Below are 17,873 nucleotides of genomic sequence, written 5' to 3'. Positions count from 1 at the left end.
CCTCCCGGGGCGGCCCGTCAGGGCCGTTCGCCCAGGTCACCCGTTCAGTCCAGCCACATTGTCCCAGGACTTCAGGAGATCACTAGGGTGCCCGTCATACCCTGCTCGGATACCGCTGTTACATCGCCGTCGAGCAGGCCGGAATTCGGCGTCACCACGCCTCGTCCGGCAGTCTGGAGCTCGACGCGGTGATCCCTACACGCAGGAAGACCGCGCATCCGCGCAATGCAAGCGCCCTCAGGGGCGGACGTGGCCGTTCGACTGGAGATGCAACGTGTCCGGGCGCATCGAGGATTACGCACTGATCGGGGACATGCAGACCGCGGCGTTGGTCTGCCGGGACGGAGCGGTGGACTGGTTGTGTCTGCCCCGTTTCGATTCCCCTGCCGCCTTCGCGAGCATTCTCGGTACCGAGGAGCACGGGTTCTGGCGGGTCGGCCCCGCGGTCCCGCCCGGGACCGAGGCGCCGCGAGCCGACCGTCGCCGCTACCGCGGCGAATCACTGGTGCTGGAGTCGGAGTGGGACACCCCGCGGGGGACCGTCCGAGTCATCGACTTCATGCCGCCGCGCGAGGGCCACGCGCCCCAGCTCATCCGCGTCGTGGAGGGCGTCAGCGGGCGCGTCCCGATGCGCTCGGCGCTGCGCATGCGCTTCAGCTACGGCCGGGTCGTGCCCTGGGTGCACAAGGTGGACGGCCGTACGGTGGCCGTCGCCGGCCCGGACTCGGTCTGGGTGGACACCGAGGCCGAGACGTACGGCAAGAACCTGACGACGTACTCCGACTTCACCGTCGGCCCCGGTGACCGGGTGACCTTCGCCATCAGCTGGCAGCCCTCGCACCGCAGCGCCCCCGAGTGCCCCGACGCCGAGGCCGCGCTGGAGGCCACCAGCGAGTTCTGGCGGGAGTGGGTGGCGCACTGCACGTACCACGGGCCCTACCGGGAGGCCGTGGTGCGCTCCCTGATCACCCTCAAGGCCCTGACGTACGCCCCCACGGGCGGGATCGTCGCCGCGCCGACCACCTCCCTCCCGGAGGAGATCGGCGGGGTCCGCAACTGGGACTACCGCTACACCTGGCTGCGGGACGCCGCGATCACCCTGTCCTCGCTGCTGCGCACCGGCTACCGCGAGGAGGCCGCGGCCTGGCGGGACTGGCTGCTGCGCGCGGTCGCCGGCGACCCGGAGAACCTGCAGATCATGTACGGGATCGCGGGCGAGCGGGAGCTGGGCGAGACGGAGCTGGACTGGCTGCCGGGCTACGAGAACTCCGGTCCGGTCCGCGTCGGCAACGGGGCCGCCCACCAGCTGCAGCTCGACGTGTACGGCGAGGTCACCGAGGCCCTGCACCTGGGGCACATGACCGGGCTGGCGCGCAACGACTACGCGTCGCTGCTCCAGCTCAAGCTGATCCGCTACCTGGAGACCCACTGGAGCGAGCCGGACGAGGGCATCTGGGAGGTGCGCGGCCCGCGCCGCCACTTCGTGCACTCCAAGGTGATGGCCTGGGTGGCCGTGGACCGCACGATCAAGCTGATCGAGAGCGGCGACGCCGACGGCCCGCTGGAGCGCTGGCGCGAGCTGCGCGACGAGATCCACGCCGACGTGTGCGAGAAGGGCTACGACAAGGAACGCAACACGTTCACGCAGTCCTACGGCTCCCAGGAGCTGGACGCCTCGCTGCTGCTGATCCCGCAGATGGGCTTCCTGCCGCCGGACGACAAGCGCGTCATCGGGACCATCGAGGCGATCCAGCGCGAGCTGTCGACCCAGGACGGTTTCATCCTGCGCTACCCGACGGCCGGCGAGGAGGCCGGTGTGGACGGGCTGGCGGGTGACGAGGGGGCCTTCCTGGCCTGCTCGTTCTGGATGGCCGACGACCTGGCGATGATCGGCCGGGTCGACGAGGCCCGCCGGCTCTTCGAGAAGCTCCTCGCCCTGCGCAACGACCTGGGGCTGCTGGCCGAGGAGTGGGACCCCAAGCTCCAGCGGCAGGTCGGGAACTTCCCGCAGGCCTTCAGCCACGTCCCGCTGATCGACACCGCGCTGCGGCTCACCGCGAGCGGCGCGTACGGGGGCTGACGCACCGGATCCCGGGGGCGGCCGCCCGCAGGGCCGCCGCCCCCGGGATGCCCCGAGGCGGTGGCGCGCCTAGCCTGAAGGGGTCCCATGCCCTTCCCGGAAGGGGGCCGGTCATGGCTTCCCCATCGAAGGCGGGTACGGCCCTGGCCGCGCTCCGCGAGGACCTCTCGGGCCCGGTCCTCGCTCCGGAGGACAGCGGCTACGACGAGGCCAGGACGGTCTTCAACGCCATGATCGACCGGCGGCCGGCCGTGATCGCCCAGTGCGAGAGCGAGGCGGACGTGGTCACGGCCGTCCGCTTCGCCCGCGAGCTGGACCTGCCGGTCGCGGTGCGCGGCGGCGGGCACAGCGTGGCCGGGACGGCGCTCGGCGACGGGGCGCTGGTGATCGACCTGCGGCGGATGAACGAGGTGACGGTGCATCCGGCGGCCCGGGCGGTACGGGTGGCCGGCGGCGCGACCATGAGCCACCTGGACCGGGCCTGCCAGCCGCACGGCCTGGCCACGACCGGCGGGCGGGTCTCCACCACCGGGGTCGGCGGGTTCGTGCTGGGCGGCGGGTCGGGCTGGCTGGACCGGGCGTTCGGGCTGGCCGTCGACAATCTGCTCGGCGTGGACCTGGTGACCGCGGACGGAGAGACGGTGACCGCGACCGCCGAGGACCGTCCCGAGCTGTTCTGGGCGCTGCACGGCGGCGGCGGGAACTTCGGGATCGCCACCTCGATGACGCTGCGGCTGCACGAGCTGCCCGCCATGTCGATCGCGTTCGTCCTGTACCTGCCCGAGTACGGGCCCGAGGTGCTCCGTACGTTCCGCGCCGTGATCGAGGCGGGTCCGCGCGAGGCGAGCGGGGCGGCCATGTACCTGACCGGCCCGCCGGAGGAGTTCGTACCGGCCCACCTGGTGGGGCGGCTGATGGCGGGTGCGCTGCTGACGTACGCCGGTCCGGAGGACGAGATGCGCCGGCTGGCCGAGCCGCTGCTGGCGCTGCCGCACGAGTCGGAGATCGTGACGGCCATCCCGTACGCCGACCTCCAGTGCATGATCGACGACCCGCCGGGGATGCGGAACTACTGGTCGGCGGAGTATCTGACGGGCGTCCCGGACGCGTTCGTGGACGTGTTCTGCGCCCGGGCGGGCGCCATGCCGGTGCCGACGGGCACGCAGCACCTCGTGTTCCCGCAGGGCGGCGCGATCGCCGACGGCCCGGCCGATTACCCGGTCCCCTACCGGGACGCGCCGTGGGCCGTGCACCCGTTCGCGATCTGGGAGGACCCCGCGGACGACGAGCTGTGCCGCCAGTGGGTCAAGGACGTGCGGGAGGACGTGCGGCCCTGGTCGACCGGCGCGGTCTACCTCAACTTCACCGGACACGAGGGCGCGGAGCGGGTCGTGGCCGGGCTGGGCGCGGAGAACATGCGGCGGCTGGGGGCGGTGAAGCGGGAGTACGACCCGGACAACGTCTTCCGGTTCAACCACAACATCGCACCCGCTTAGCGCTCCGGCGTGACGCACGGGTACGGTCCGCGATATGGACAACCAGGGCGGAATCACGGTTCAGCGGGCACTTGAGCTGCCGGGGCTGCGCGGCGGTCTCCCGGAGGTGGTGGCCTGCGCCGACCGGCTCGGCCGGACCGTCCGCTGGGTGCACGCGGGCGAGGTCCCCAACATCGCCTCGCTGCTCAAGGGCGGCGAGCTGCTGCTGACCACGGGCCTGGGCCTGGGCACCCGGCCCGCCGAGCAGCGCGCCTTCGTACGCCGCCTCGCGGACCGGGGCATCGCCGCGCTGGTCGTCGAGCTGGGACCGCGCTTCACACGGCTGCCGGCGACCATCGTGGAGACGGCGCGCGCGGCCGGGCTGCCGCTGGTGCAGCTCCACCGCGAGGTGCCCTTCGTGGCGGTGACCGAGGAGGTCCACACCGAGATCGTCAACGGCCACTACGCCCTCCTGCAGCGGGCCGAGGAGGTCCACCGGCGCTGTACGGAGGCCCTGCTCGGCGGCGGCGGGATCCCGCAGGTGCTGCGCATCCTGGCCGACTTCACGGCGAACCCGGTCTTCCTGGAGACCCCGGACGGGCAGTTGCTGTACGCGGCCGGGCCGGTGTCCGGGGAGGCCGCGGCGGACCCGCTCCAGGTGTGGGAGGGCCTGCGCGGCCAGCGGGAGGCAGAGCCCTCGGGGAACGCGGTGGTGGTCGACGTCCCCGGCGGCGGACACGGCACGGGCTCGGTCCGGGCCCGGGTGGTCCTGGCCGGGGTCTCGGCGCCGCTGCTGCCCGTCCACCGGATGGCGGCGGAGCGCACGGCCGGGGTGCTGGCCGTGGTCCTCATGCAGGCGCGGCAGGAGGAGGAGCTGGCGGCGCGCGGCCGCGGCGACTTCCTGACGGACCTGGCGGAGGGCCGGATCTCGGCGGAGGACGCCCCGGCGCAGGCGCGGGTGCTGGGCTTCCGGCCGGGCACGGGGCCGCTGCTGCCGATCGTGATGCGGCTGTCCACCGAACTGGGGGCCGCGGGGAACTGGGCCGTCCTGGCCCGGGCGGTGCTGGAGGAGCTGTCGTCGGTCGGGGTCCCGGTGCTGCTGGGCGTCCGGCCGGTGGAGGGACGGGTGCCGCTGCTGGTGTCGCTGCGCGCGGAGTCGGAGCGCACGACGGTCGCCGACCGGGTCGCCTCGGCGCTGCGGGCGGGCGTCGAGCGGGCCGGCCTGGACCGGGCCGGGTCGCCGCCGGCGGTGGTCGTGGGGGTCTCCGGCAGCTGGGCGGCCGCCTCGGCGGGCCTGCGGCACGCGGCCGAGACCGCCACCGCCGCGCACGGGCTCCCGGCCCGGCCCTGGTACGACGCCCGCCGCCTGGACATCGACCTGCTGCTGTGGCGGCTGCGCGAACACCCCGACCTGGCGGCGTTCGTGGACCGGGCGATCGGGGCGCTGCGCGTCCACGACGCCGCCTCCCGGCCGCCGCTGCTGCCCACCCTGGAGACGTACCTGGCGCACGCGGGGCGCAAGGCGGAGACGGCCCGGGAGCTGCACCTGAACCGCCAGACCCTGTACAACCGGCTGGCGCGGATCTCGGAGCTGCTGGGCACGGACCTGGACGACCCGGAGACGGTCCTCTCCCTCAGCCTGGCCCTGCGCGCCCGACGGCACGTGGCCCCGGCCTGACGCGCCGGGGCGGGGTTCAGCGCCGGCGCTCCATCAGTTCGTCGTACACCGACAGGACCTGGGCGACGGTGTCGTCCTCGGACGGCCACGTCGCGGCCTGGGCCCGCCCGGCCTCCGCGAGTTCGGCCCGCCGCCCGGGATCGCCCAGCAGCGCGGCCACGGCGCCCGCGAGCGCGCCGGGATTCCCGTACGGGACGAGCACGGCCGCGTTCCCGACCAGCTCGGGCACTCCGCCGACCTCGGTGGCCACGAGGGCCACCCCGGCCCGCAGCGCCTCCTGGGCGAGCAGGGAGCGTCCTTCCCAGCGGCTCGGCAGGACCGCGACGTCCGCGGCGGCCAGCAGCCGGTCCGCGTCCCGGCGCCGCCCGAGCAGCCGTACCGGGAGGCCCTCCTCCTCGATCCGCCGGGACAGTTCGGCCCGCAGCGGCCCCTCCCCCGCGATCACGAGCAGCGGCACCGGGTCCAGCGCCCGCCAGGAGCGCGCCGCGTCCAGCAGGACGGAGTACCCGCGGCGTGCCACCAGGCTCCCGACCGCGATGACCAACGGCCGCTCGACGACGCCCAGTTCCGCCCGGGTCTTGTCGGCGTCGGCCACCGGTTCCGGTCCGGCGGCCGCGGGTGCGGGTACGGCCACGGCCGCGAGCCGGGCGTCGCGCGCCCCCCGCAGCCGGGCCAGGTCCACCTGGTCCGAGGAGGCGCCGAGCACCACGGCCGCGGCCCGCGCCACGCGCCGCTCCAGCAGCCGGCCCAGCCGCCCGAAGACGCCCGCCGTTTCGGGGGCGCCCCCGTGCCAGGTCACCACCAGCGGCACCCGCCGCCCGCCGCCGCGCAGTGCGAGCGCGGCCCGCATGCCGGCCCGTACGCCGTGCGCGTGGACCAGGTCGGCTCCGGCGCAGGCGGCCCGCAGGGCGCTCCCGGCGTCCGGGGTGAACTCGGCGCCCGCGCCGGTGAAGTCGTACTCGCCCTCGGCGGTGACGGGGGCGCACACGGTCACCCGTACACCGCGCGCGGCCAGACCGGTCGTCAGGGACCGTACGTGGGCACTGCTGCCCGCGCCCGCACCGCCGAGGACCTGGACGGTACGCAGCGGCGGCCGCCCGTACGGCTGTGCGGGGGCGGGGAGCGAAACCGGGGAGCTGCTCACGGGCCGAAGCTCCAGGGGGAGGAGTCAGAGACGTCGCCCAGGATGCCAGTCCGCACGCGCGTTCCGGGACCATACGGGTGCGGATCCCGTACGAGATACCGCGCGACGTCTTCCAGCCTCACCCACACGGGCTATCCCGGTGTCATCCCGGAGCCCCCGGAATCTACGGTTCCGAACCCGGCCCGGGCCCGGCCCCGGACACGCCGGGGGCCCGGGACGGCGTCCGTCCCGGGCCCCGCCGGCTCCTCGGCCACCGGCCGCCCGGCGGCCTGCGGGCTCCGGACCCCGCCGGTGCGCTCAGGCGTCGGCCCGCGCCGCCGCGAGCAGTTCCTCGGCGTGGGCGCGGGCGGTCTGCGAGTCCTCCTGGCCGGCGAGCATCCGGGACAGTTCCCGGATCCGGTCCTCGCCCTCCAGGACGGTCACGCCCGAGCGGGTCACGGACCCGTCGACGGTCTTCTCCACCAGCAGCTGCCGGTCGGCGAAGGCCGCCACCTGCGGGAGGTGGGTGACGACGACGACCTGCGCGGACTTCGCGAGCTTCGCGAGCCGCCGTCCGACCTCGACGGCCGCCTTGCCGCCGACGCCCGCGTCGACCTCGTCGAAGAGGTAGGTGGGCACCGGGTCGGACCCGGCGAACACGACCTCCACCGCGAGCATGACCCGCGACAGCTCACCGCCCGAGGCGCCCTTGGCGATCGGCCGGGGCTGGGCTCCCGGGTGCGGGGCCAGCAGCAGTTCGACCTCGTCCGCGCCGGAGGGCCCGTACGCGACCGTGCGGCCGCCGACCTCGACGCCCTCGGCGTCCTCGGTCTGCCGGATGTCGATCGTCACCCGGGCGTGCGGCATGGCCAGGGAGGCCAGCTCGGCGGTGACGGCGGAGGCGAACCGTTCGGCCGCCTCGCCGCGCGCGTCCGTCAACGCCTGGGCCAGCAGCGACAGTTCGTCGCGCAGCGCGTCCCGTTCGGCGGTCAGCTCCGCGATCCGCTCGTCGTCGCCGTCCAGCTCCAGCAGCCGGGCGGAGCCCTGCTGGGCCCATTCCAGTACGGAGTCGATCGAATCGCCGTACTTGCGGGTCAGCTGGGTCAGCGCCGCCCGCCGCTCCTCCACCGCGGCCAGCCGCAGCGGATCGGCGTCGAGGTCGTCGGCGTACCCGGCCAGTTCGCCGGCCACGTCGGCCAGCAGGATGCCGAGCTCCCCGATCCGCTCCGCGAGCGCGCCGAGGGCCGGGTCGTGGGAGCGTACGGATTCCAGGGCCCGGTGCGCGCCCGCGACGAGCGTGTTGGCGTCGATGCCCTCCGGGTCCTCCGGGTTGCCCGCGAGGGCCGCGTGGGCGGCCTGCGCGGCCGACGCGAGGGATTCGGCGTGCCCGAGCCGCTCGGCCTCGGCGGCGAGCTCGGCGTCCTCGCCGGGCAGCGGCTCGACGGCGGCGACCTCGTCCAGCCCGAAGCGCAGCAGGTCCGCCTCCTGGGCCCGCTCCCGGGCCCGGGTGGTGAGGGTCTCCAGCTCGACGGCGACGGCCCGCAGCCTGCGGTAGGCGCCGGCGTACTTCTCCAGGGGGACGGCGACCGCGTTCCCGGCGTACCGGTCGAGGGCCTGGCGCTGCCGGGCGGGCCGCAGCAGGCCCTGCTGGTCGGTCTGGCCGTGGACGGCGACCAGCTCGTCCGCGAGCTCCCCGAGCAGGCCGACGGGCACGGAGCGGCCGCCGACGTGGGCGCGCGAACGCCCCTCGGCGGACACGGTCCGGCTGATCAGCAGCGTGCCGTCGTCGAGCTCCGCCCCTGCCTCCTCGGCGCGCAGGGCGGCGGGCGCGTCCGGGCGCAGCACGATGCGCCCTTCGACCACCGCCGCCTTGGCCCCGATCCGCACCAGGGCCGGGTCGGCGCGGCCGCCGAGCAGCAGCCCGAGGCTGGTGACGACCATCGTCTTGCCCGCGCCGGTCTCGCCGGTCACCGCGGTGAATCCGGGCGACAGCTCGACCACCGCGTCGTCGATGACCCCGAGCGACCGTATCCGCATCTCCTCAAGCACGGGACGACGATACCGAGGTTTCACCGGTGCCATGGGACAGCACCCGCCCGGAGCCTTCCGAACGCGTGTGCGAATACGTACTAATGGGGTGCACCGCGCCACCCCGACACCGGCAGCGCGAACTTCGCGACGAGCCGGTCCGTGAAGGACGCGTGGTGCAGCCGGGCGAGCCGTACCGGCACCGTGCCCCGGCGGACCTCCACGCGGGCCCCGGAGGGCAGTTCCAGCATCCGCCGCCCGTCGCACCACAGCACGCCGTGCGGGGTCCCGGTCTGCACCTCGACCGCCAGCACCGAGTCCGGCGAGGTCACCAGCGGCTTCGCGAACAGCGCGTGCGCGCTGATCGGCACCATCAGCAGCGCCTCGACCTCCGGCCAGACCACCGGCCCGCCGGCCGAGAAGGCGTACGCGGTGGAGCCCGTCGGCGTCGCGCACACGATCCCGTCGCAGCCGAAGCCGGTCACCGGGCGTCCGTCGATCTCCAGGACCACTTCCAGCATCCGCTCCGGGGACACCTTCTGGACGGCGGCCTCGTTCAGCGCCCAGTCCCGGTGGACCACGTCACCGTTCGTCCGTACGAGGACGTCGAGGGTCATCCGCTCCTCGACCTCGTACTCCCGGGTGACGACCCGGTCCACGACCCGGTCGAGGTCGTCGCGCTCGGCCTCGGCGAGGAAGCCGACCCGGCCCAGGTTGACGCCGAGCATCGGGACGCCCGAGCCGCGCGCGAACTCCGCCCCGCGCAGCAGGGTCCCGTCGCCGCCGAGGACGATCAGCAGCTCACACCCTTCGAGCACCGTCGGCGTGCACTCCGCGACGAGCTCCACCTCGGGGGGCAGCGGCAGGTCCGCCGCCTCGTGCTCCAGGACGCGGACCCCCAGCCCGGACTTGAGCAGGCCCTGGACGACCAGTTCGGCACTGCGGATGGCCGCCGGCCGCCCCGTGTGCGCGACCAGGAAGACCGTACGCGTCCCTCCCGGATCCGCCGGGTCCGGTGAAACTCCCGAAGCTGCCGACGCCGACGAATCTGTCACTGAGGCCCCTCCGCCACTGCACGGTCCACATCCCCCGGGTCGAGTGCCGGTGCCCCCGCCCGCAGCCACAAAAAGTACTCGACGTTCCCCGACGGCCCGGGCAGCGGGCTCGCCGTCACCCCGAGCACGCCCAGTCCCAGCTTCCAGGCCCGCGCCGCGACCTCGCGCACGGCTTCCGCCCGCAGCTCGGCGCTGCGCACCACGCCCCCGCTGCCGAGGCGCTCCTTGCCCACCTCGAACTGCGGCTTCACCATCAGCACGAGGTCCGCGCCGGGCGCCGTGCACCGGACGAGCGCGGGCAGCACCAGTCCGATCGAGATGAACGACAGGTCTCCGACGACGAGGTCCACCGGGATCCCGTCGATCAGCTCGACCGTCAGCTCACGGACGTTGGTGCGGTCCTTCACGGTGACCCGGTCGTCGCTCTGCAAGGACCAGGCGAGCTGCCCGTAGCCGACGTCGACGGCGACGACGTGGTCCACGCCCGCGCGCAGCAGCACGTCCGTGAAGCCGCCGGTCGAGGCCCCCGCGTCCAGCGCCCGCCGGCCCTCGACCAGCAGCCCCTGCGGCGTGAACGCGGCGAGGGCGCCGGCCAGCTTGTGGCCGCCGCGGGAGACGTAGTCGGGGTCGCTGTCGTCCTTGAGTACGACGAGGGCCGCACTGGTCTCGACCTGGGTGGCCGGTTTGGTCGCGGTGGTACCGCCCACGGTCACCCGGCCCGCGGCGATCAGCTGGGCCGCGTGCTCCCGCGAGCGGGCCATGCTGCGGCGTACCAGTTCGGCGTCCAGGCGGCGGCGTGCCACTCCTGCCACGATCGGTTCAGCTCCTGTTTTCGTTCGGTCCGGGGACGGTCGGTGCGTCCAGCGCGGTCAGCGCCTCGCGCAGTCCCCTGTGCACATCCTCGTACACCTCGACGTGTCCGTCCGCCGCCAGCCGGTCCGCGTCCGCCAGCCGCTCCAGGTGGGCGTCCACGGCGGGGTGTCCGGTGGGGGTGCGCACGACGCCCAGCGGGGCGGGCCCCGCCGGTCCGGCGTGCTCCGCGCCGGCCGGTGCCCCCGGGGCTTCCGGGCCCTCGGGGACGTCCGGGGCGCTCGCGGGCTCTTCGTCGGTCATGGACCGACGCTACCCCGAAGCGGGGCGACGGCCGCGCACGGCTCTGCGGTACGGTCGTGATCACCATGGCTACGATCGAGGAGTGCCGCGAAGCACTCGACCGACTTTCCGGCAACCTGGCGAAGGCCGAGGGGGACGTGCGCGGCGCGGCCGCCCTGGACCGCTCCCTGAGCTGCCACATCACCGACCTCGACCGGACCTTCGCCGGCCGCCTCGACGGCGGCCGGATCCGGGTGGACTCCGTCGAGGCGGGCCCGCCCCGCCAGAAGGCCGAGATCAGGCTGGCGATGACCGGGGACGACCTGCTCGCGCTGGTCGCCGGCGAGCTGAAGTTCGCCAAGGCCTGGGCCTCCGGCCGGGTCCGGCTGGAGGCGGGGTTCCGCGACCTGCTCCGCCTGAAGTCCCTCCTCTGAACCGTCCCTACAGCGACCGCCCCTACAGCGACCGTCCCTACAGCGCCCCGGCGGTCGCCCGCGTACGGGCCGACCGCCCCGCCGGCACCACCAGCGGCGTCCCCGTCTGCGGATCCTCGATGATCTGGCAGCGGACCCCGAAGACCTCCTCCACCAGTGCGGCCGTGACCACCTCGGCCGGCGGGCCCTCGGCGACGACCACGCCACCGCGCAGCGCGATCAGGTGGGTCGCGTAGCGGGCCGCGTGGTTGAGGTCGTGGAGCACGGCCACCAGGGTCCGCCCCTGCTCCTCGTGGAGCTCCGCGCACAGGTCGAGGACGTCGAGCTGGTGCTGGATGTCCAGGTAGGTCGTCGGCTCGTCGAGGAGCAGCAGCGGGGTCTGCTGGGCCAGCGCCATGGCGATCCACACGCGCTGGCGCTGGCCGCCCGACAGCTCGTCCACGGCCCGGTCGGCGAGTTCGGCGACCCCGGTGGCGGCCATCGACTCGTCGACGATCCGCTCGTCCTCGGGCGACCACTGGCGCAGCAGCCCCTGGTGCGGGTACCGGCCGCGCGAGACGAGGTCGGCGACGGTGATGCCGTCCGGGGCGATCGAGGACTGCGGGAGCAGGCCCAGCGTCCGGGCCACCTTCTTCGCGGGCATCGACGCGATCGACTGACCGTCCAGCAGCACCCGCCCGGCGGACGGCTTCAGCATCCGCGACAGGGCCCGCAGCAGCGTCGACTTCCCGCAGGCGTTGGGGCCCACGATCACCGTGAAGGAGCGGTCGGGGATCTCCACCGACAGGTTCTCGGCGATGACCCGCTGGTCGTAGCCGAGCGTGACGTTCTCCGCGGTCAGCCGCTGCACGTGCGTACTCCTCGTAGGGCCGGGCTCGTACCCGGACGTGTTCTGCGGGGCGCGGCCGTCGGCCCGCGCCCTCATATGCGTCCCGCCTTGCGCTCGGTGACGAGCAGCCACAGCAGGTAGAGGCCGCCGACTAGCCCGGTCACCACGCCCACCGGCAACTGGTCGGCGCCGAAGGCCCGCTGCGAGGCCAGGTCCGAGGCCAGCAGCAGCACCGCGCCCATCAGCGCTCCCGTGAGCAGGTTCGAGCCGGTCGAGCGGCTCAGGCGCCGGGCCAGCTGGGGCGCGGCCAGCGCGACGAAGCTGATCGGGCCGGCCGCGGCGGCCGCCGCGGTGGTCAGCACGATCGCCGCCAGCATCAGCAGCATCCGGGTCCGCTCCACCCGCACGCCCAGCGCGTACGCGGCGTCGTCCCCCATCTCGATCATGCGCAGCGCCCGGCTCTGCCCGAGGACCAGCGGGAACAGCACCGCGCAGGTCGCCAGCAGTGGCCACACCTGCGCCCAGTCCCGGCCGGCCAGCGAGCCGGTCAGCCAGACCATCGCCCGGGTCGCCTCGACGACGTGGGCCTTGGTCATCAGGTACTGGATCACGGCGACGAGGACGGCCGAGGCCCCGATGCCGACGAGCACCAGCCGGTACCCCTGGATGCCCTGCTTGTAGGCCAGCAGGTAGACGGCCGCACCGGACAGCAGACCTCCCGCCAGCGCGCCCGCCGCCACCTCCGTGGCACCGCCCCCGAAGAAGACGATGACGGTGAGCGCGCCCACGGCCGAGCCGTGCGCGAAGCCCAGCAGGTCGGGCGAGCCCAGCGGGTTGCGGGACACGGACTGGAAGACCGCCCCGGCCATCCCGAGGGCCGCCCCGACCAGCAGCGCGACCAGGACCCGCGGCAGCCGCAGGTCGTTGACGATGAAGTCGTGGGCGGGACTGCCGTCGCCCAGCAGGGTCCGTACGACGTCCCAGGGCGCGATCTCGAAGTCGCCGGTGCCGATGAGCACGACGGCCAGCACCGCCGTCGCGACGGCCAGCACCAGGCCGGTCACCAGCGCACGCGGCTCCATCCGCAGCGAGGTCCGCCCGGGTCCGCGCAGCGCGCGCAGCCGTGCCTTCGGGCCGGTGGCCGTGGCGGCGGGGGCGGCGCTCTCGATGCCGTTCGCGGTCACAGCTGGGCCATCCTCTTGCGCCGAACCAGGTAGATGAAGACCGGGCCGCCGATCAGCGCCGTGACGATGCCGACCTGGAGCTCGGCGGGCCGGGTGACGACCCGTCCGACCACGTCGGCGCCCAGCAGCAGCACCGGCGACAGCACCGCCGAGTACGCGAGCACCCAGCGCATGTCCGGCCCGGTGATGACCCGCACCAGGTGCGGGATCATCAGCCCGACGAAGACGATCGGCCCGCAGGCCGCGGTCGCCGCCCCGCACAGCAGGGTGATGGCGGCCATGGCGGCGATCCGGGTCCGCGTCAGGTGGGCGCCGAGCGCCCTCGCCGTGTCGTCGCCCATCGCCATCGCGTTGAGCGGCCGGCCCAGCAGCAGTGCGAGGACCGCGCCGGCCAGCAGGAACGGCGCCACCTGCGTGACGGTGTCCATGTTCGCGGAGGACAGCGAACCGACCGTCCAGAAGCGCAGCTTGTCCAGCGCCTTGGTGTCCGTCAGCTGCACGGCGTTGATGTAGCCGACGAGCGCCGCGCTGGCCGCCGTACCGGCGAGCGCGAGGCGCACCGGCGTCGCGCTGCGGCTGCCGCCGAGCACGTACACGACGACCGAGACGGTCCCGGCTCCGAGGAAGGCCCACCACACGAACTCGGTCAGCGAGGCGGCGCCGAAGAAGCTGATCGCCGAGACGACTGCGGCCGCGGCGCCCGCGTTCACGCCCAGGATGCCGGGCTCGGCCAGCGGGTTGCGGGTCAGTGCCTGCATCACCGCCCCGGACAGGCCCAGTGCGAGTCCGACGAGCACCCCGAGGAGGGTGCGCGGGACCCGCAGGTCCCGCACCACCACGTCGTTCGGGGTTCCGGCGTACGCGAAGAGGCCGTGCCAGACGTCGTCGAGGGACATCGCCTTGGCGCCGACGGCGATGCTCGCCACCACGACCAGCGCCAGCGCGAGGACCGCGACCAGCAGACCGGCGGCGCGCACCGCGTGCCGCGGGCGGGCGGCGGGCACCGGCACGGCGGCGCCCTGTTCGGATTCGGGGGGACTGTCAACCAACACGAAGGTTAGGCTAACCTACCTCGCCCGCCCGACATTCCTCCGAACGGCCCAAAGGCCGGGGCTACAGGCCCAGCTTGGCCAGGGCCTTCTCCACGTCGTGCGCGTACGCCCCGTCTCCGGCCGCCGACCAGGCCGCCGCGCACAGGGCCCGCAGCCCGTCGAGCGGTTCCGCGTCCCCCTCGACCGGCGAGCCGCCGCTGATGTCGAGGACCTTCGACACGTCCAGGAACGTGCCCATGTCCACGGCGCTCCACCCGCCGCACCGCCACGCACCGCCCTGCCCGGTCACCTCCGGCTGCCCCGTCAGCAGCCCCCGCAGGTCGCGGTCCACATAGGTCGGCCGGTGCTTCGGCTCGGCCCGCAGCAGCTGCGCCCCGTCCGTCACCCCGGTCAGCACCAGCAGCGAGTCGACGTCCCCGTTGAAGGCACCCTCGATGTCGGTGTCCAGCCGGTCCCCGACCACCAGCGGCCGCTTCGCCCCGGTCCGCAGCACGGTCTCCCGGTGCATCGGGGGCAGCGGCTTCCCGGCGACCTGGGGCTCCGCGCCCGTCGCGATCCGTACGACCTCCACGGCGGCCCCGTTGCCCGGCGCGATGCCGCGCGCCCCCGGAATCGTCAGGTCGGTGTTCGACGCGTACCAGGGCACCCCGCGGTTGACGGCGTACGAGGCCTCCGCGAACCGCCCCCAGGCCAGGTCGGGCCCCCCGTACCCCTGGACGACCGCCGCGAGCCCCTCCTCCTCGGCGGAGTCCACCGGCACCAGCCCGCGCTCCCGCAGCGCGACCCGCAGCCCCTCGCCGCCGATCACCAGCACCTTCGAGCCCGGCTCGACCTGCTCCGCGATCAGCCGCGCCACCGCCTGCGCCGAGGTGATCACCTCGGCGGCGTCCGTGGGGATCCCCAGCTCGCCCAGGTGCTCCGCGACCGCGTCCGGCGTCCGCAGCGCGTTGTTCGTGACGTAGGCGAGGTGCATCCCCTCCGCCCGGGCCGTCGCGAGGGAGTCCACCGCGTGCGCGATGGCGAGCCCTCCGGCGTACACCACCCCGTCGAGGTCCAGCAGGGCCGTGTCGTACGCCTGGTGCAGACTCCGCTCACTGCCCGCGGGACTGGTCCTGCTCTGCCGGGTCATCCGGTCCGCTCCTCACATGATCGATCTTGTCCGAGTTTGTTCTGCCCCATTGCTCCCCCGATCATCCCGCATCGCGAGACGCGTCTTACCATGCACCAATGACCACACCTGGCAACGCGGAGCACGGGCTGCGCCTGATCCCCTTCCACGGACTGCGCTACGTCCCGGAACGCGTCGGCAGCCTGGCCGCCGTCACCTCGCCGCCGTACGACGTGGTCGTACGACCCGACGGAGTCGACTACCTCGAATCCGCCGACCCGCACAACATCGTCCGGCTGATCCTCCCGCAGGCCGGGACCCCGGCCGCCCGCAACGAGCAGGCCGCCCGCACCCTCCGAGACTGGCTGGCCGAGGGCGTCCTCAGCGCCGACCCGGAACCCGCGCTCTACGTGTACGAGCAGCGCAAGGGCGCTCTCCTGCAACGCGGCATCGTCGGCGCCCTCGCCCTGTCCACCGCGGACGCCGGCATCGTCCTGCCGCACGAGGACGTGATGCCGGACGTGGTCACCGACCGCGCCGGCCTGATGCGCGCCACTTCGGCCAATCTCGAACCGCTCCTGCTCACCTACCGGGGCGACGGCCCGGGCGCCGGAGCGGCCGGCGTCGTGGAGGCGGCGGCGGCCCGCACCCCCCTGCTGTCGACCGTCACCGAGGACGGTTTCCTGCACCGGCTGTGGGCCGTGACCGACCCGGCCGAGCTGGCCGCCGTGGCCGACGACCTGGGCCACCGCCAGGCCCTCATCGCCGACGGCCACCACCGCTGGGCGACGTACCTGCGCCTCCAGGAGGAGCACGGCTCCCCCACCCCCTGGGACTTCGGCCTGGTCCTCCTCGTCGACACGGCCCGCTACCCGCTCCAGGTCCGGGCGATCCACCGGATGCTGCGCCGGCTCCCCCTCGCGGACGCGCTGGCCGCACTGGAGGGCAACTTCCGCGTCCGCCCGGTCGAGGGCCCCCTGCCGCTCGCTCTGGAAGTGCTCGCGGACGCCTCGGAACGCGGCAACGCCTTCCTGCTCACCGGCGACGGCACCTTCCACCTGGTCACGGACCCCGATCCGGCCCTCATCGCCCGGACCGTCCGCCGCGACCGCCCCGAGGCCTGGCGCCGGCTCGACGCGACCGTGCTGCACGCCTCCCTGCTCGACGCCCTATGGCAGGTGCCGGACGCCCCGGAGCACATCGCGTACATCCACGACGCCCCGGCGACCGTGGCCATGGCCGAGCGCCACGGCGGTACGGCGGTCCTGCTGCACCCCGTGCGCGAGGACGTGGTGCGGGACCTGGCCCGGCAGGGCGTCACCATGCCCCGCAAGTCCACGTCGTTCGGCCCGAAGCCGGCGACCGGACTGGTCCTGCGCAGCCTCGACTGACCGGACCCCGAACGCACGAAAGGGCGGTACCCCTGGTGGGGTACCGCCCTTTCGCCGTCAGTCAGACCACTCAGGCCTTGTCGCGCTCGTCGTCCTCGACCTCGTCGTCCTCGATGACCACGATCTCGTCGGTGACGTCGACGTCGGAGTCCTCGGCGGGCTCGTACTCGTCGTCGTCCTCGTCGTAGTACTCGGCCTGGTCGCCCGCGCGCTCGGCGGCGGCGACTTCGGCTTCGTCCTGGTCGTCGTCCTCGTCGTCTTCGTCGTCCTCGTCGTCGAAGCGGGCGTCCGCTTCGTCGTCCGCTTCGTCCTCCAGGGTCGCCGCGTCCACGAACTCGACGCCGTCGATCTCGGCGAGCCGGTCGGAGGCGTCGGTGGCGCCGTCCTTGTCGGCCTCGAGGGTCTTGGCGAACCACTCCCGCGCCTCGTCCTCACGGCCGGCCGCCAGCAGGGCGTCGGCGTAGGCGTACCGCAGGCGCGCGGTCCACGGCTGCACGGAGCTGGAGGCCAGCTCCGGGCTCTGCAGGGTGACGATGGCGGCGTCGAGCTCGCCCATGTCGCGGCGGGCACCGGCGGCGACGAGACGCATCTCGACCTGACCGGCCTTGTCCAGCTTCTGCACCTCGGGCTCGCCGGCCATGGCCAGCGCCCGCTCCGGGCGGCCGAGGCCGCGCTCGCAGTCGGCCATGACGGGCCACAGCTCGACGGAACCGGTCATCCGCTTCGCGGCACGGAACTCGGCGAGCGCCTCGCTGTACTTCTGCGTCGCGTACGCGGCGAAGCCGGCGGCCTCGCGGACGGCGGCGACGCGGGAAGCCAGACGCAGGGCGATGCGGGCGTACGCGTACGCCTGCTCCGGGTCCTCGTCGATCAGCCGGGCCACCATGACCAGGTTGCGCGAGACCTCCTCGGCCAGGCCCTTGGGCAGGCTCAGGAGCTCCTGACGCACGTCGGCGTCGATCTCGTGACCGGTGACGTCGTCGTCGATCGGGAGCCGCTTGACCGGGTCGCGGTCGCGGTCGGCGCGGTAGTCGCGGTCGCCGCCACGGTCGTCACGCCCGCGGTAGCCACCACGGTCGCCACCGCGGTCATCGCGGCCGCCACGGAACCCACCACGGTCGCCGCCCCGGTCATCGCGACGCGGGTAGGACGGACGGTCGCCGCCCCGGTCGTCACGACGCGGGTAGGAGGGGCGGTCGCCACCACGGTCGTCACGACCGCCACGGAAACCACCACGGTCATCGTCACGACGCGGGTACGACGGACGGTCCCCACCACGGTCATCGCGACGCGGGTACGAGGGACGGTCGCCACCACCGGTGGGACGGCCACCACGGTCATCGT

15 protein-coding genes and 1 pseudogene are annotated in these 17,873 nt (G+C 74.2%); 6 read left to right on the top strand and 10 right to left on the bottom strand.

The annotated features are described in order from the left end of the window. Window positions 1-313 precede the first annotated feature (313 nt). From ABZZ17_RS11910 to ABZZ17_RS11900, 3 genes are all read left to right on the top strand, one after another. Window positions 314-2,080 carry a glycoside hydrolase family 15 protein gene (locus ABZZ17_RS11910; protein ID WP_356874915.1) on the top strand — a complete coding sequence of 589 codons (1,767 nt, stop codon included), beginning with the start codon at window positions 314-316 and terminating at the stop codon, window positions 2,078-2,080. A gap of 113 nt (window positions 2,081-2,193) precedes the next feature. Beyond that, entirely contained in the window at window positions 2,194-3,576 is a 1,383-nt protein-coding gene (locus ABZZ17_RS11905) for an FAD-binding oxidoreductase (RefSeq protein ID WP_356874695.1), read from the top strand. Window positions 3,577-3,610: 34 nt separating this feature from the next. After that, entirely contained in the window at window positions 3,611-5,233 is a 1,623-nt protein-coding gene (locus tag ABZZ17_RS11900) for a PucR family transcriptional regulator (RefSeq protein ID WP_356874693.1), read from the top strand. 16 nt (window positions 5,234-5,249) lie between these two features. Here the strand turns inward: ABZZ17_RS11900 and ABZZ17_RS11895 are convergent, their stop codons facing one another. The 5 genes from ABZZ17_RS11895 to ABZZ17_RS11875 form a co-directional block, all read right to left on the bottom strand. Then, on the bottom strand, window positions 5,250-6,377 hold the full coding sequence (locus tag ABZZ17_RS11895) for a glycosyltransferase family 4 protein (RefSeq protein ID WP_356874691.1): 1,128 nt from the start codon (window positions 6,375-6,377) through the stop codon (window positions 5,250-5,252). Between the two features lie 297 nt (window positions 6,378-6,674). Beyond that, window positions 6,675-8,393, bottom strand: a complete 1,719-nt coding sequence (gene recN, locus ABZZ17_RS11890; RefSeq protein WP_356874913.1) for a DNA repair protein RecN — start codon at window positions 8,391-8,393, stop codon at window positions 6,675-6,677. Window positions 8,394-8,485: 92 nt separating this feature from the next. After that, a complete protein-coding gene (locus ABZZ17_RS11885; protein ID WP_356874689.1) occupies window positions 8,486-9,439 on the bottom strand; it encodes an NAD kinase in 954 nt (317 codons plus the stop codon). Beyond that, window positions 9,436-10,251 carry a TlyA family RNA methyltransferase gene (locus tag ABZZ17_RS11880; RefSeq protein WP_356874687.1) on the bottom strand — a complete coding sequence of 272 codons (816 nt, stop codon included), beginning with the start codon at window positions 10,249-10,251 and terminating at the stop codon, window positions 9,436-9,438. Before ABZZ17_RS11880 ends, ABZZ17_RS11885 begins: the two co-directional genes overlap by 4 nt. 7 nt (window positions 10,252-10,258) lie before the next feature. After that, window positions 10,259-10,552: a hypothetical protein gene (locus ABZZ17_RS11875; RefSeq protein WP_356874685.1), complete on the bottom strand. Its 294-nt coding sequence runs from the start codon at window positions 10,550-10,552 to the stop codon at window positions 10,259-10,261. 65 nt (window positions 10,553-10,617) lie between these two features. On the opposite strand from ABZZ17_RS11875, the gene ABZZ17_RS11870 reads away from it, so the two are divergent. Further along, window positions 10,618-10,965, top strand: a complete 348-nt coding sequence (locus tag ABZZ17_RS11870; RefSeq protein ID WP_356874683.1) for an SCP2 sterol-binding domain-containing protein — start codon at window positions 10,618-10,620, stop codon at window positions 10,963-10,965. A 37-nt stretch (window positions 10,966-11,002) separates the two neighbouring features. On the opposite strand, the gene ABZZ17_RS11865 is transcribed toward ABZZ17_RS11870, so the two are convergent. The 4 genes from ABZZ17_RS11865 to ABZZ17_RS11850 form a co-directional block, all read right to left on the bottom strand. Then, window positions 11,003-11,890: an ABC transporter ATP-binding protein gene (locus ABZZ17_RS11865; RefSeq protein ID WP_356874681.1), complete on the bottom strand. Its 888-nt coding sequence runs from the start codon at window positions 11,888-11,890 to the stop codon at window positions 11,003-11,005. Continuing rightward, window positions 11,887-12,876 carry an iron chelate uptake ABC transporter family permease subunit gene (locus ABZZ17_RS11860; protein ID WP_356874911.1) on the bottom strand — a complete coding sequence of 330 codons (990 nt, stop codon included), beginning with the start codon at window positions 12,874-12,876 and terminating at the stop codon, window positions 11,887-11,889. The genes ABZZ17_RS11865 and ABZZ17_RS11860 overlap by 4 nt, the downstream gene beginning before the upstream one ends. Before the next feature lie 98 nt (window positions 12,877-12,974). Then, on the bottom strand, window positions 12,975-14,030 hold the full coding sequence (locus ABZZ17_RS11855) for an iron chelate uptake ABC transporter family permease subunit (RefSeq protein ID WP_356874679.1): 1,056 nt from the start codon (window positions 14,028-14,030) through the stop codon (window positions 12,975-12,977). A 61-nt stretch (window positions 14,031-14,091) separates the two neighbouring features. After that, a complete protein-coding gene (locus ABZZ17_RS11850) occupies window positions 14,092-15,159 on the bottom strand; it encodes an HAD-IIA family hydrolase (RefSeq protein ID WP_356874677.1) in 1,068 nt (355 codons plus the stop codon). A gap of 98 nt (window positions 15,160-15,257) precedes the next feature. Between ABZZ17_RS11850 and ABZZ17_RS11845 the strand changes: the two genes are divergently transcribed. Next, window positions 15,258-16,529: a DUF1015 domain-containing protein gene (locus tag ABZZ17_RS11845; protein WP_356874675.1), complete on the top strand. Its 1,272-nt coding sequence runs from the start codon at window positions 15,258-15,260 to the stop codon at window positions 16,527-16,529. 70 nt (window positions 16,530-16,599) lie between these two features. Here the strand turns inward: ABZZ17_RS11845 and ABZZ17_RS11840 are convergent, their stop codons facing one another. Then, entirely contained in the window at window positions 16,600-17,478 is an 879-nt protein-coding gene (locus ABZZ17_RS11840) for a hypothetical protein (protein ID WP_356874673.1), read from the bottom strand. Between the two features lie 15 nt (window positions 17,479-17,493). Here ABZZ17_RS11840 and ABZZ17_RS11835 point away from each other — a divergent pair. Beyond that, a pseudogene (locus tag ABZZ17_RS11835) lies at window positions 17,494-17,873 on the top strand (hypothetical protein); the annotation flags it as partial.

Source organism: Streptomyces sp. NPDC006512, assembly GCF_040611935.1.
GTDB lineage: Bacteria > Actinomycetota > Actinomycetes > Streptomycetales > Streptomycetaceae > Streptomyces.
This window is presented reverse-complemented; position numbering and strand designations above follow the sequence as displayed.

What these genes read in the sequence shown, in the direction of transcription:
- ABZZ17_RS11900 (WP_356874693.1), top strand. Translation starts at nt 3,611, where the DNA reads ATGGACAACCAGGGCGGAATCACGGTTCAGCGGGCACTTGAGCTGCCG.
- ABZZ17_RS11865 (WP_356874681.1), bottom strand. Translation starts at nt 11,890, where the DNA reads ATGAGGGCGCGGGCCGACGGCCGCGCCCCGCAGAACACGTCCGGGTAC.
- ABZZ17_RS11875 (WP_356874685.1), bottom strand. Translation starts at nt 10,552, where the DNA reads ATGACCGACGAAGAGCCCGCGAGCGCCCCGGACGTCCCCGAGGGCCCG.
- ABZZ17_RS11905 (WP_356874695.1), top strand. Translation starts at nt 2,194, where the DNA reads ATGGCTTCCCCATCGAAGGCGGGTACGGCCCTGGCCGCGCTCCGCGAG.
- ABZZ17_RS11860 (WP_356874911.1), bottom strand. Translation starts at nt 12,876, where the DNA reads ATGGAGCCGCGTGCGCTGGTGACCGGCCTGGTGCTGGCCGTCGCGACG.
- ABZZ17_RS11870 (WP_356874683.1), top strand. Translation starts at nt 10,618, where the DNA reads ATGGCTACGATCGAGGAGTGCCGCGAAGCACTCGACCGACTTTCCGGC.
- ABZZ17_RS11845 (WP_356874675.1), top strand. Translation starts at nt 15,258, where the DNA reads ATGACCACACCTGGCAACGCGGAGCACGGGCTGCGCCTGATCCCCTTC.
- recN (WP_356874913.1), bottom strand. Translation starts at nt 8,393, where the DNA reads ATGCGGATACGGTCGCTCGGGGTCATCGACGACGCGGTGGTCGAGCTG.
- ABZZ17_RS11850 (WP_356874677.1), bottom strand. Translation starts at nt 15,159, where the DNA reads ATGACCCGGCAGAGCAGGACCAGTCCCGCGGGCAGTGAGCGGAGTCTG.
- ABZZ17_RS11910 (WP_356874915.1), top strand. Translation starts at nt 314, where the DNA reads ATGCAGACCGCGGCGTTGGTCTGCCGGGACGGAGCGGTGGACTGGTTG.